Annotated in this window: 12 protein-coding genes; all 12 read left to right on the top strand. The window is 40.9% G+C overall.

The window, feature by feature from the left end; translation table 11 throughout:
- The first annotated feature begins 9 nt into the window (after positions 1-9).
- The 12 genes from NSA57_RS08600 to NSA57_RS08655 all read left to right on the top strand — a co-directional run bounded on the left by NSA57_RS08600 (position 10) and on the right by NSA57_RS08655 (position 13,859).
- Positions 10-327, top strand: a complete 318-nt coding sequence (locus NSA57_RS08600) for a rhodanese-like domain-containing protein (protein ID WP_022068856.1) — start codon at positions 10-12, stop codon at positions 325-327.
- Position 328: 1 nt separating this feature from the next.
- Positions 329-2,026 carry an FAD-dependent oxidoreductase gene (locus NSA57_RS08605; RefSeq protein ID WP_257464583.1) on the top strand — a complete coding sequence of 566 codons (1,698 nt, stop codon included), beginning with the start codon at positions 329-331 and terminating at the stop codon, positions 2,024-2,026.
- Between the two features lie 311 nt (positions 2,027-2,337).
- Positions 2,338-3,261, top strand: a complete 924-nt coding sequence (locus NSA57_RS08610; protein ID WP_257464584.1) for an ROK family protein — start codon at positions 2,338-2,340, stop codon at positions 3,259-3,261.
- Positions 3,262-3,272: 11 nt separating this feature from the next.
- Positions 3,273-4,655, top strand: a complete 1,383-nt coding sequence (locus NSA57_RS08615) for a M24 family metallopeptidase (RefSeq protein ID WP_257464585.1) — start codon at positions 3,273-3,275, stop codon at positions 4,653-4,655.
- A gap of 82 nt (positions 4,656-4,737) precedes the next feature.
- Complete coding sequence (locus tag NSA57_RS08620) at positions 4,738-5,823, top strand: substrate-binding domain-containing protein (RefSeq protein ID WP_257464586.1); 1,086 nt, start codon at positions 4,738-4,740, stop codon at positions 5,821-5,823.
- A 108-nt stretch (positions 5,824-5,931) separates the two neighbouring features.
- Positions 5,932-7,425 (top strand): sugar ABC transporter ATP-binding protein, encoded by a 1,494-nt coding sequence (locus tag NSA57_RS08625; RefSeq protein ID WP_257464587.1) that lies wholly within the window; start codon positions 5,932-5,934, stop codon positions 7,423-7,425.
- A 13-nt stretch (positions 7,426-7,438) separates the two neighbouring features.
- Positions 7,439-8,380, top strand: coding sequence for an ABC transporter permease (locus NSA57_RS08630; protein ID WP_257464588.1), 942 nt, complete (start codon positions 7,439-7,441; stop codon positions 8,378-8,380).
- 13 nt (positions 8,381-8,393) lie between these two features.
- Positions 8,394-9,743 (top strand): M20 family metallopeptidase, encoded by a 1,350-nt coding sequence (locus NSA57_RS08635; RefSeq protein WP_257464589.1) that lies wholly within the window; start codon positions 8,394-8,396, stop codon positions 9,741-9,743.
- Between the two features lie 190 nt (positions 9,744-9,933).
- Entirely contained in the window at positions 9,934-11,133 is a 1,200-nt protein-coding gene (locus NSA57_RS08640; RefSeq protein ID WP_257464590.1) for an ROK family transcriptional regulator, read from the top strand.
- Positions 11,134-11,204: 71 nt separating this feature from the next.
- On the top strand, positions 11,205-11,537 hold the full coding sequence (locus NSA57_RS08645) for an MmcQ/YjbR family DNA-binding protein (RefSeq protein ID WP_138270917.1): 333 nt from the start codon (positions 11,205-11,207) through the stop codon (positions 11,535-11,537).
- A 217-nt stretch (positions 11,538-11,754) separates the two neighbouring features.
- Positions 11,755-13,122 (top strand): alanine/glycine:cation symporter family protein, encoded by a 1,368-nt coding sequence (locus NSA57_RS08650; RefSeq protein WP_257464623.1) that lies wholly within the window; start codon positions 11,755-11,757, stop codon positions 13,120-13,122.
- Positions 13,123-13,397: 275 nt separating this feature from the next.
- Positions 13,398-13,859, top strand: a complete 462-nt coding sequence (locus tag NSA57_RS08655) for a DUF2798 domain-containing protein (protein ID WP_257464591.1) — start codon at positions 13,398-13,400, stop codon at positions 13,857-13,859.
- The last annotated feature ends 177 nt before the right edge of the window (positions 13,860-14,036 follow it).

The raw sequence follows: 14,036 nt of genomic DNA on the forward strand, positions 1-14,036 counted from the left end.
GGAAACAGAATGGGATTATTTGATTTCTTTAAAGGACCGGATTTTAATGAAGGAATTGAGACTTACAAAAACACAAAGGATGCAGTTCTTCTTGATGTAAGAACTCAGGAGGAATATCTGGAGGGAAGAGTTCCGGGAAGCTGGAATATTCCTCTTCAGGAAATTCAGAAGGTGGAAAGGCTGATCGATAAGGCCGCGCCGCTTTTTGTATATTGTTTAAGCGGAGCAAGAAGCCGTATGGCAGTGGCGCAGCTTCAGCAGATGGGATATGCAAAGGTTACAAATCTTGGAGGTATTAACAGCTACCGGGGAAAGGTGGAAAGATAAAATGAAGGTTGTTATCATCGGAGGCGTTGCAGGAGGAGCCACTGCAGCAGCAAGAATCAGAAGGCTGGACGAAAAGGCAGAGATTATTGTTTTTGAGAAGTCAGGTTATGTTTCCTATGCAAACTGCGGACTTCCCTACTATATTGGCGGTGTGATCCAGAATAAGGAAGAACTGACTCTTCAGACTCCGGAAAGTTTCTGGAAGCGCTTCCAGATCACCATGAAGGTGCGGCATGAGGCGACAGGGATTTTTCCTGAGAGAAAAACAGTTGCAGTAAAAAATCTGAATACAGGGGAAAGCTTTGAGGAGGTCTATGATAAACTTCTCATTTCCACTGGAGCAAAACCGGTATGGCCGAAGCTTCCCGGAACAGATCTGGACAATCTTTTTACCCTTCGTACAGTAGAAGATACTCTGAAAATCCGGGAGTTTGTGGAGAAAAATCAGCCAAAGTCGGCAGTGCTTGCCGGAGGCGGATATATTGGCCTGGAGCTTGCGGAAAATCTTCGGGAGCTGGGACTGGACGTTACCATAGTTCAGAGACCAAAGCAGCTTATGAATCCTCTTGACGGAGATATGGCAGCTTTTGTACATGCAAAAATGAGAAGCAGGGGTGTGAAGCTGATGCTTGGACATACGGTGGAAGGCTTTGAAAAGGGCGAGAAAGGAACCCGCGTGCTTCTGAAGGACGAGCAGCCTCTGGAGGCAGATATGGTAATCCTTGCGATCGGCGTTGCGCCGGATTCTCACCTTGCAAAAGAGGCGGGACTGGAGCTTGGTATCAAAGGAAGCATTGTGGTAAACGATCGTATGGAAACCTCAGCGCCGGATATTTTTGCAGCAGGCGATGCTGTGGAAGTAAGGCATTACATTACAGGAGAAAAAGCTCTGATATCCCTTGCAGGTCCGGCAAATAAGCAGGGCCGCATTGCAGCAGACAATATCTGTGGAGGAGACAGCCGCTATCCCGGTTCACTGGGATCTTCAGTGATCAAAGTTTTTGACATGACCGCAGCTTCCGCCGGAATTAACGAGCGCACTGCCAAACAGACAGGAATTGACTATGATAAGGTTTATCTGTCCCCTGCCAGCCATGCCTCCTACTATCCGGGCGGAAAAGTCATGACCATGAAGGTGATTTTTGAGAAGAAAACATATAAGCTGCTGGGTGCGCAGATCATAGGCTATGACGGTGTGGATAAGAGGATTGATGTGCTTGCAACTGCCATGTATGCAGGCATCACAGCTCTTCAGCTGAAGGAACTGGATCTGTCTTACGCGCCTCCGTATTCTTCCGCGAAAGATCCTGTAAACATGGCAGGCTTTATGATCGAGAATATTGCAGAGGGAAGACTGAAGCAGTTTTTTACAGAGGATGTGGAAAATCTTCCAAGGGACGGAAGCGTGATTCTTCTGGATGCAAGAACCCCGGGAGAGTATGCAAGAGGACATATTGAAGGATTTATCAATATTCCGGTAGATGAGCTTCGTGACAGGATTTCTGAGCTGGATAAAAATAAAACGGTTTACATCATCTGCCAGAGCGGGCTGAGAAGCTATATTGCATACCGGATCCTGGTTCAGGAGGGATTTGACTGCAGAAACTTTTCCGGCGGATTCCGGCTGTACGAGACAGTTACAGGGGATCGGATGGCAGCTGGGGAGGCGCTGCCCTGTGGGATGGAAATAAACAGATAGGAAATTGATATAGTTAAAACAGCTATTATTTTTTGAGATAGCTGTTTTGACTTTCTTTTTTGTAAGTCATTTTTAGAGTTTATTCCATATTCATCTTTGATTTTGGACAATTTTAAATTAAAATATATTTGTTATTATTATATAATATCTGAAAATAAATAGAAATCAAATGAAATCAGATAAAAATATTGGACAATGGCTATTGACAAACCAAATAATAAGTGCAATAATATATAACATCACAGAAGGAATTTTTTTGCAATAATTAATAACACCATAGAAGAAATAAAATAATGAATGGAGGGAAAGAGTTGGAAAAATATGTGGGTGTGGATGTTGGGGGTACAAATTTAAAATTTGGCATTTTTTTATCGGATGGGCAGTTAATCAAAAAATGGTCAATTGTTACAGACTATAGTGATCATGGGATTCATATGTGGAAACAGATTTGCGAAGAAATTAATAAGAACATTGAAAAGAAGGATTTAAGAGGAATTGGGATAGGAATACCGGGTCCTGTTCTTGAAAATGGATTTGTGGAGGTTTGTGTAAATCTGGATCTGCACAACTTTAATCCTGCGTCTGTTTTAAAAGAATATTTTCCGGATGTAGAGATTGCTGTGGTGAACGATGCCAATGCCGCCGCACTGGGAGAACAATGGAAAGGCAGCGGACAGGGATATCGAAGTATTGGAATGGTAACGCTTGGCACAGGAGTTGGAGGAGCAATTATTATTGACGGAAAGTTATGCTGCGGAGCTAACGGATTAAGCGGTGAAATCGGACATATAAGAGTAAATTCAGATGAAAAAGAAGAATGTACATGTGGAGGAGTCGGGTGTGTCGATCAGATTGCATCGGCAACAGGCATCGTGCGTTACGCAAAGAAACTGCTTATGGAAAACGATGCAGAATCTTCTTTAAGAATGAAAGAAGAGTTTACAGCCGAAGATGTTATTAATGCGGCTAAGGCTGGTGATAATGTGGCAGAACATATTATTAATCACTGTATGAAATACCTTGCAAAAGCGCTGGCGGCAGCAGCCTATATAGCAGACCCGGAAGTGTTTATTATAGGGGGAGGCGTATCAAATGCAGGGCAGTATCTGATAGACATTATACAGGAATCGTTTAATACATATATTACGCTATCGAAAAAAAAGGCGCTTATTATAAAAGCATCATTAGGCAATGATGCAGGAATATATGGGGCCGCAAAGACTGTAATAGGATGAGGGAGGACAAAATGGAAATATTGTTTGGTAAAGTGCCGGATCCTCCGGTGACAGCAGCGCCGGAACCTGTAGATTTGACAGATGATACTATGCAGGAACATAAGAATAAGGTTCTTATGGCAATGGAAAAAAGAAATCTGGACATTCTGGTTGTATATGCAGACCGGGAACACGGCACGAATTATGGATATCTTACAGGATTTGAACCTCGATTTGAAGAAAGCGTTCTGGTTCTGCATAAAGATGGAACAGCATTTTTAATGCTGGGAAATGAGAGTAAAAAGATGGCGCTGTATTCCAGAATTAAAGCGAAACTTGTTCATGTGCCATATTTTTCGCTTCCAAATCAACCTATGGAATCCTCTTATACATGGACTCAATTATTAAGACATACAGGTATCAAAGAGGGGAAGAAGGTTGGTATTACAGGATGGAAATTATTTACGCCAAAAAACGAGGATACTTCACAGTTTTATGATGTTCCTTCTTTTATAGTGGATGGAGTAAAAAGGATTTGCGGTCAGGATGCTGTATGTAATGCAACGGATCTTTTCATTCATCCCTTATATGGAGTGAGAATACAGGTGAACGCCAATGAAATTGCACATTATGAATATGGTTCATCGCTGGCTTCATTTTGTATTTATCAGGTAATGAACAATATAGAACCGGGAAAAACGGAACTGGAACTGGCAGACAGGCTGTCAGCGTATGGACAGCCTCTGTCTGTGCAGACGATATGTGCAGCCGGAGAGAGATTTTCCAATGCAGTAGTATCGCCAAGAAACAGAGAAATATGCAGAGGAGACAGAGTTACATTTACGATGGGATTAAGGGGCGGCCTGTCTCATAGATGTGGATATGCTGTTGAGAATAAGAATCAGCTAAAGGAGGAAGAACAGAATTACCTGGAAGCAGTGGCAATACCGTATTATAAAGCTCTGGCAAGCTGGTATTCCAGTATTGGAGCAGGAGTGGAGGCTGCTGAAATATATAAAAAAACAGAAGAAATTTTACCAAAAAATATTTACAGATGGGAACTGAATCCCGGACATTATACGGCCGGAGAGGAGTGGATGTCATCTCCTTTTTATCCTGATTCCCGGATTGTTTTAAGAAGTGGAATGATGCTGCAGATGGATATTATTATAAACGTTCAGGGCTATGGAGGCGCTAATGCAGAGGACGGTATAGTATTGGCTGATATCGGGCTCAGAAAGCAGGTTATGGAAGAATATCCGCAGCTGTGGAAACGATTTGAAAAAAGAAGGGAGTATATGAAAAATATTCTTCATATTGATATAAAAGATGAGGTTCTCCCAATGTCTATGATCTGTGGATTATTCAGACCTTATCTTTTGAATAAAGAAAGTGCACTTTATGTAAAAAAATAAAAAGAATGGCGGATGGGAAAGGAGGAGAGTTTAATCCGCAATAAATGGGACATGGCAAATTTATAAAATGCAGGAGGATTATATGATGAACAAAAGAAAAGCAATTGCAATGGTATTGGCATTCGCTATGACAGCAAATGTAACTGCTGTAAATGTGTTTGCAGAGGAAGAGGCAGCAGACGGATATTATTTTGAGTGGGCAGGAGAACAGTGGGGGCTGTCATCCGAAGAAATTGAAAAAGTAAAGGAAATGGATTTAAGCTTTGCTATTGAAACGCCTACAGAGTCAGAATTTGGATACGGTCAGATGCGTGGATTTGAAGATGCATGTAAAGCGCTGGGGATTAAAGTGGCAGGAGAAGCGTCCTGTGAACTGGATCCGGCTACGCAGCAGGCAAATATGGAAAATTTTATTTCCATGGGTGTAGATGGAATCGTATGTCAGCCTCAGGATGCAGATACAGCCGCATCAAGGTTTGACTCTGTTGTGGATGCGGGAATCAAGCTTGCATTTACAGGATCAAAACCGAAAGATTATGAGGCTGGAAAACAGTATGTAACAATGGTAACAGATGAATTTGCGGAAGAAGGCGTTCTGGCTGCGGATTATCTGGCAGAATCAATCGGAGGAGAAGGAGAGATTCTCGCGATTACTATTTCCAGTGTAAATGAAGTATCTAATACCCGTGACGGAGCATTTGTAGATGCTGTTAAAGAAAAGTACCCGGATATTGAACTTGTGGAAGAAGGCGGAATTGAATCAGCCAGCGACGCAGGTTCAGTAGCCAGCGGTTTATTGGCACGATATCCTGAGGCAGATGGAATGTTTGTGACATTCTCAACTCCTGCGCTGGAAGTTCTGGATATTGTAAAGAGTCTGGGTATGAAAGATTTTAAAATCGTAACGATTGATCTTGATACGGTTTGCTGCCTTGATATGATTAACGAAGGAAATATTGCCGGTATTGTCTGTGATTCTGCATATTATTATGCAGCGGCAGCAGTTGTCGGACTTGCAAAGGATTTTCTGGGACAGGATGTTCCGGACGAATTATCAGGACCTGGCAAACAGGTAACAGTGGACAATATGCGGGAAATGTGGCAGTGGTCATTTGGTACAGACGTACCGGAGAGCCTGGATGAAGCCCTGAAGGCAGTTGGAAAGTGATCATGGTAAGAATATAAAAGTTATTATGCAATGTGTCAGAAAAGTGTTGTTCGCTACACTTCTCTGACACATTCTAAATCAGCCGCACTGGGATTAGGAGAGGTGAGCATGAAAGAAAAAGCGTTGAATATGGAAAAAATCTGTATTGGGTTTAATGGGATACCGGTATTAAAAGATATAGATTTTTCTCTGGATAAGGGTGAGGTTTGCGGACTTGTAGGAAAGAACGGGGCAGGAAAAAGCACATTATTAAAAATCATACAGGGTTTATATCATGCCGGCTCAGGAAAGGTTGAAATATTTGGAGCTGATACAACAAAGGAAATTTCAGATAAATCCTATGGTTTGGTGGGAATGATTTTTCAGGAGCTGAGTCTGATTCCTGAAATGTCAGTGTTGGAAAATCTGTTTTTAAACAATGAAATGAAAGCCAGGGGAATGATTAATGTCCGGGAAGAAAAACGGAAAGCAGCAGAATTTATGCAGAAATATGGCGTTCATATTTCAGTTGATGAGAAAGTAAAGAATCTGGGATCGGCAGATAAGCAAATGGTTGAAATATGTAAAGCCATCCTTAAACAAAAGAAGATTCTGCTGATGGATGAACCGACTGCTTCTCTGGATAATGAACAGGCAGATAAATTTTACAGAATGGTAAAGCAATTAAAGGAAGAGGGTATTTCTATTATACTGATTACCCATCATTTACAGGAAATTATGGATAATTGCGACAGTATAGCAGTTATCCGTGACGGAATTATGACTCTTCATGATAAAACGGCAAATGTTTCTATGAAAAAGATGATAGAGGCAATGCTTGGCGGGGAAGAGACAGATCTTGCATTTTCCCGAAGTATATCAGAGATAAAACATGAGCAGCCGATTTTGGAAGTGAAAAATATTACTACAAAATATATAAAAGATCCCCTGTCTTTTAAAATATATTCCGGCGAAGTAGTTGGAATGGCAGGATTAAAGGGATGCGGCAGAACAGAAGTGTTCAGGGCTGTTTTTGGACTGGATAAACTGATGTCCGGAGAAATATATATAGATGGAAAAAAAGTTGAAATAAAGTCGACAACAGATGCAGTGAATGCAGGAATTTACCTGATTCCGGAAAGCAGGAGATTTCAGGGACTTAGTGTGGAGCATTCTATAAAATTTAATATAGAGCTGCCTTTGTTAGGAAAACTTACAAAACATCTTTTTATTGATGATGCAAAGAGCAGCAGGATAGTAGATGACTATATAGAGAAGATTCATATAAAATCGAACAGCAGAAATGATTTGGTAAAAAATTTGTCAGGTGGAAATCAGCAGAAAGTGGTCATTTCCAAAGCGCTGGCAACGAATCCCAAAGTGCTGCTTATGGATGATCCTACTTATGGTGTGGATGTTGGAGCCAAGACAGAAATTATGAAAATAATCAACGAATTTAAAATGAACGGCGGAGCAGTCATTCTTGCCTCGTCAGAAATTGAAGAGGTTAATCAGAACTGCAACCGTATCTTTATATTAAAAGGCAGAAAATTAACAGGCGAATTATCAAATGAGGATTATATGACAGTAACGCAGGATAAGCTTGCAGAAGAAATACAGTAAAGGGAGGATTAAAATGAAAAAAAGAATTGATATTCAAAAATCAATTATTTATATTGCATTCGTCGTGCTGTTTCTTGTTTTTTCAATTACATTGAGAGATGTAGGAAGCGGATTTGCATCCGTCAGCAATATTATGAACATTCTAAGACAGACATGCCTTGTGGCGATTATGGCTGTCGGTATGACCTTTGTACTGGGCGCGGCATTAATAGATTTATCAACAGGTCCCGTAGTCGCCTGCACATCTTTAATTTGCGGTATTTTTTTACAGGAATATGGATTATGGGCCGGAGTGTTCGCAGGACTTCTGTTTGGAGTATTAGCCGGTATGCTGAACGGATTTTTAGTTGCATATTTAAAAATGCCTCCATTTATTGCAACACTGGGGACACAAACTGTTTTTACAGGACTTGCAAGGACAATCACGAATCTTCAGTCAGTACCTATTACAGATAAAACGTTTATTAATGTATTCGGAGGAGGCAATATTGGCGCGGTGCCTTCTGTACTGATCTGGATGCTGATTATATTTGTACTGGGCGCTTTGCTTATGTATAAAATGCCGTTTGGAAGAAAGGTAATTGCCATTGGGGGAAATCTTACATCTGCAAAATATTCCGGAATCAATATAGCCAGAATTCAGATGCTGGTTATGACTTTAATGGGAGCGCTGTGTGCGCTGGCCGGTATTCTGTGGGCGGGACGTTTTGGCGGAGGAAGATATACGTTGGGTGAAGACTCAGGTACGTCTGTGATTGCGGCGTCTGTTCTGGGAGGAACCTCTATGATGGGAGGAAAGGTTTCCGTATATGGTGCGATTGTAGGCGCCCTGATGATGGGAATGCTTGACAATGCTCTGGTAATGTATGGACTTAGCGTGTACCAGCAGACAATTGTCAGAGGAATTGTCATTATTATTGCAGTTGCAGTCAGTACAGTGAGAGAGGATAATTAAGGAGGATAAGAGAATGAATATGCAGGCAGTAGAAGAATACATTGAAAAAAATAAAGGGGATCTGATCGGGCTTTTGCAGAAATGTATTCAATCAAGACCAGTTAATCCCTTATATGCCGGGGATCATGGATATGATGAGGCAGAATGTGAAAAGATTCTTATTTCAAGACTGCAAGAATCAGGCGTTGAAATATATACCTTTGATGTTGAGCTGGATCAGCTGGAAGAATACAGAGGAATGCCCGGATTTATTACAGGCTATACAGACAAAATTAATTTTAAAAACCGTCCCAATATTGTGGCAAAGCTGCCGGGAACGGATCCGGAGCATGGAAAATCTATCTTATTGATCGGGCATTGCGATGTTGTGGCAGCCGATGATATTGATCGGTGGAAACACCATCCGTTTGCAGCAGAGATTGAAGATGGAGTATTGTATGGACGCGGTTGTGTGGATGAACTGGGCGGACTGATCAGTCAGCTGATTGCAATAGAAGCCATTATAAAAACAGGTAATCGGCCTAAGGGAGATATATGGTTTTCCAGTGTAGTATGTGAAGAATCCGGTGGAACCGGAGTACTGGCAGTGGCTGACTGGCTGAAAAGACGGGGAGTTCAGATAGATGCCGGAATCATGGGAGAGCCGACGGATTTGGATGTGAGCCTTTTATGCCGCAATATTACATGGGGAGATATTATAATAACCGGAAGAACAGGGCATCTGGAGGAATGGCAGCCTCACTGGACTCAGGGCGGTCCCGTGGATGCAATAAAGAAAGCACGCTATATTATGGACCAGATTGACTACCTGAATGAGGAATGGGAAAAACGGCCTGACAAAAATCATCCGTTGGAAAAACTTCCCTGCCAGGTAAAAGTTGCGATGATAAAAGGCGGTCATCACAGATCCAGTTATCCGGCAGAATGCGAACTTTCATTTAATATTCAAATTCTTCCGCAGGAGACAGATATATTTGGGCTGGGACCGAATGTAAAGGAAGAATTTGAAGAATTTATTCAGAAGGTCAGCGAGGCAGATCCATGGTTAAAGGAAAATCCTCCGGTTGTAAACTGGGTTTGCGAAGCGGACTGTTCAGAGGTTTCTCAGGATCATCCTTTTGTATCAGTTTTTGAAAAAAATGCAAGAAAAACACACAGTACAAGTAAATTAATTGGATCCGGTTTTCATACAGACACAGGCTGGCTGATGCGGGTTCCGAAGATTCCGGTGGTAAATTACGGACCGGGAAATCCGGCTCTGGCACACAGCACAAATGAAAGATGTAAGACAGAAGATGTTGTAACATGCTGTAAAACAGTTGCCTTCACATGCCTTGAATGGTGCAATATGGATAAAAAATAAATATGGGAAAACATGCCGGAATATCTATATGTATTTTGGCATGTTTTCTTTCATATGCAAATTGTATCAATTTTGGAAGTATATGCAGGAGAAAGGGAAAATTGAGTAGATATAAGATGGTATAATATGGTAAAATTAATCTGTAAAAATATTTAATTTGCTTTTTGATAGAAGAAGGAGACCAGAAGTTATGAAAATTAAAGTTCAGAATCAGCAAAATTTAAAAAATAATAACGAAAAAATGGTTCTTGAAATTATCAGGGCAAATAAAAATGAGGATATATCACAGGCAAAGATTGCAAAGCTTACCCATATGAGCCCTACGAGTATTTCAAGAATTGTCGAAAATTTAATATTAAAAGGGCTGGTCAGAAAAGATGATTCTATAGATACAGATAATGTCGGCCGGAAAGGAATAAAACTTAAATTAGTACCAGACAGTATTATAACCATAGGTGTTTCCATAGATTCTGATAATTTATGGGTATGTGTTATGGATTTTTTTGACAGAATACTCGTGACGAAAACTCTGGAACTTCAGGATAGAAGTTATACGCCCGAAGAAATTATACAGTTAATTCAGAAAATGATAATAAATATCTATGAAACAACCCCGTATACAGAGGAAAAAATTCAGGCTGTTGGCATTTCCTGTATCGGAAATGTAGATTATAAAAAAGGCGATATTTATTTTGCCCCACAATTTGGATGGAACCATACAGAATTTGGGAAGATGGCCCAGGCAATGCTTGGAAAAACCGTTTATATGGAAAACGATATGAAAGCGGCAATTACCAGCGTGGTCCATCAGGACAAAAAATTGCTGAGTCAGGATGTTACATATTTATCCATAGGAATGGGCGTTGGTTCAGCTGTAATGTTTCACGGGGAGATTATCAGGGGAAGTGATAATGCGTTTGGAGAAGTCGGTCATGTAATTATCCATCCTGATGGAAGAAAATGCGACTGTGGGCAGAGAGGCTGTGTACAGACAACATTGACACATAACAGCCTGATTGAAGAATGTCAGGAAATGGGTGTGGATATCAGCCGGGTAGAGCAGATTTTTAAAGCATACAGATGTCAGGAAAAATGGGCGTTGGAATTTGTTCATAAAACTGCGGCAGATTTATCGATTTTATTACGGAATCTGGTTTACATGTACAATACAAATTATATTCTGGTGGGGGGCGCAATGATTCTCGACTATCCGGAACTTTTAGAACTGGCTCAGAAGAAGCTGGAAAATCTGATACATTCAAATTTGTATTCAAATCTTAAAATCATACCTGTTAAAACAAGAAATAATAGTATGGCGGGCGCTGCTTTTATTGCACAGGAAAACTGCATGAAAAACATTGTGGAAAGCGATTTGGAGAATAGTATATGAAAAATAACGAATAGAAAAAGAGTTTATCAGTGTGCTATGAAACAAAATGCAAATAATAGAGAGGTAAATGGATGACAACACGGGAAGAAATTTTAAAATATGGAATGACATTTCCCGAGGTGTATCAGGATACGCCGTTTCATGATCCTAACTGGATACTTGTAAGGTATAAGAAAAATAAAAAAGCTTTTCTCTGGACGTACGAGTACCAGGGGCAGATGCGGATCAATGTCAAGGTGGATCCAGAATGGAGAGATTTCTGGAGAAATACTTACAATTCCGTGATTCCCGGATATCATCAGAATAAAGAACATTGGAATACTGTGATCCTGGACGGAAGTATTCCGGATCAGGACATAAAACGAATGATTGCAGAAAGTTATGATCTGATTATCGGGAAATAACAAAATATCTGAAATCTTATAATTGAGAATGGGTGGCCAGGCTTATTGTTTATGCGACATGATTTCCGGCGCTGCTCATTCTTTTTTCTTGTCAGAACCCTTGATTTTATGGTAAAATATCCATGTTTTACGCACAATAAAAAACAGGAGGTACTGACAATTGTTTTCAGGAATTGTTGAGGCGTATGGGAAAGTTATAGGTACATTGAGCAACTGGATGTACAGCTATATTCTTATTATCCTGCTTGTAGGCGCCGGGATCTATTTCACCGTCAAAACAAAAGGCGTCCAGTTCAGAGCGCTGAAAGAAGCCATTAAGGTGGTTATGGAGCCAAAGGATGATGAAAAATCAATTTCTTCTTTTCAGGCTCTGATGGTTTCTACTGCGTCCAGGGTGGGAACCGGGAATATTGCCGGAATTTCCACAGCTCTTTGCATTGGCGGAGCAGGAGCTATGTTCTGGATGTGGCTGATCGCGCTTCTGGGAAGCGCATCTGCGTTCATTGAGAGTACACTGGCGCAGATCTATAAAAGAAAAGCTGCTGACGGAAGCTCTTACGGAGGCCCTGCATACTATATTCAGGCTGTGCTGAAAAAAAGATGGCTGGGAGTTTTGTTTGCGGCAGTTCTTATTGTAACTTATATGGGTGGCTTCAACATGGTTGCTGCTTTTAACATTTCAGATTCTTTCCGCAGATATGATTTCTATCAGCCAGGAACAACACCACTTGTTATAGGTCTGATTCTTGCAGTTATTTTTGGCATTTGTATTTTTGGCGGCAGCAAACGCATATCCAAAATTACAGAGGTTATTGTCCCGGTAATGGGAATCTTTTATATAGCGGTTTCTCTGTTTATTGTGATCACGCATCTGAATCTTCTTCCGGGAGTGATCGTATCAATTTTTAAAGGCGCGTTTGATATTTCTGCAATTTTCGGCGGATTTGCAGGTTCAGCCGTCATGCAGGGAGTAAAAAGAGGTCTGTTTTCCAACGAGGCCGGTGTGGGCTCTGCTCCAAATGCCGCAGCTTCTGCGGGTGTGTCTCATCCTGTAAAGCAGGGACTTGTTCAGATGCTTTCTGTTTATATTGATACAATTGTGATCTGCAGTGCAACAGGATTTATGCTTCTGTGCTCCGGTGTGATACCGGAAGAGGGAATTGCCGGAATGCCTTATGTACAGGAGGCAGTGGCAGGTTCACTGGGAAGCGTTGGTTCTGTGTTTATTACAGTGGCTCTGTTTTTATTTGCATTTACTACACTGATCGGAAATTTTTATTATGCAGAAATGGGACTTCGCTACATCTGTGATAAAACACCGAAAAAACTGATTATGAATATATTCCGTATCGCAGCAGCTCTGATCGTATGTATGGGAGCAACTATGGATTTCAGCGTAGTGTGGGACACAGCAGATGTACTTATGGGCCTGATGGCGCTTATTAATCTGCCGGTAATTGTGCTTCTTGCGAAACCGGCGCTTCGATGTATGCAGGATTATTTCAAACAGAAAAAATCAGGGAAAAATCCTGTATTTAAAGCAAAGGATATTAATCTGGAAACAAAGACAGATTTTTGGAACTGATATTTTAAGGAATATGTTAAAAACAGGATCGTGGCAGTGCACAGTGTGGAACAATCCGAAGGTATCGGTCAATTGAAAAAGTAAATTCTACTTTGCAAGATTAAATTCCGCAGGTATCGTATAATGCAGAATCAAAAAGTGCTTGCAATAGGGAATGAACTATGGTAATATAACCCAGTTTGATTTGGTTAAAATTGGAAACGCACATCCTCCGGATGATAACGAACAACACAAAGAATCAAAAGTGTTTACGTTATTATAAGGAGGATTTTTTTATGCCAAAAAACAAATTTGAAGATGTGATTTTTACTGCTGTTATGGCTATTGTCATGGTGTATGGAATGATCGTATACAATGTTGCGCTGAATACCGGTGGAACTGTAAGTGGTTTTACATTCCTTGCCGCTGTTCATGAGCTGGTATTCATGGCTCCGATTGCTTTTGTGCTGGAGTTTTTTTTTGTCAGTAAGCTGGCTGGCATGTTGGCGTTTAAGATCATGAAGCCAACAGACAGACCGCAGTTTATTACTTATGCGATTTCCATCTGCATCTGCTGTATTATGTGCCCGGTCATGAGTCTGATTGCTACTGTATTATTTAAGGAGCCCTCTTTTGGAACATGGATCCGTACCTGGGCCATGAATTTTCCGATGGCAATCTGTTATCAGATGTTTTATTGTGGGCCATTTGTGAGGCTGATCTTCCGTCTGATTTTCCGTCGCGGGGGGGAGAAATAATGAAGTCAGGGTCAAAAGTTCAATAACATTTTATGGTTCTGGCCCCAACATCAAAATATACAAATAATATAAAAAGCATTGTAAAATCCGGGGATTTTCAGGCATTTAAAGGTGTCTGAGAGCCCCGGATTGTACTTTATGGAAAACATGTGTTAAATAATTGACAGAGCTGTCAAA

It is taken from the genome of Blautia caecimuris (genome assembly GCF_024622975.1).
Taxonomy (GTDB): Bacteria; Bacillota; Clostridia; order Lachnospirales; family Lachnospiraceae; genus Blautia_A; species Blautia_A caecimuris.